The sequence below is a fragment of the Mesorhizobium sp. WSM4829 genome (genome assembly GCF_055811475.1).
Genome location: NZ_JBVVQJ010000174.1, coordinates 1 through 259 on the forward strand (window position 1 = coordinate 1; position 259 = coordinate 259).

Here is a 259-nt window from a genome sequence, read left to right on the forward strand (position 1 = left end):
TTTTTTTTTTGGGGTGTGTTTTTTTTTTTGTGTGGTTTAATTTTGGGTTTTTTTTTTTTTTTTTTTTTTGGGGGGGGGGGGGGGGGGGGGGGGGGGGGGGGGTTTTTTTTTTTTTTTTTTTTTTTTTTTTTTTTCTTTTTTTTTTTTTTTTTTTTGGGGGGGGGGGGGTTTTTATTTTTTTTTTTTTTTGGTGTTTTTACTTTTTTTTTTGGATATGGCGTTGGGGTATGTTGTTTTTTTGGGGGGTACTTTTTTAACC

At 32.8% G+C, this 259-nt stretch carries 1 protein-coding gene; it reads right to left on the minus strand.

Features of this window, described 5'->3' with window-relative positions; all coding sequences use genetic code 11:
* The coding region (locus tag AC0L17_RS34740) for a hypothetical protein (RefSeq protein ID WP_473519030.1) at window positions 1-259 on the minus strand (259 nt) is incomplete at both ends.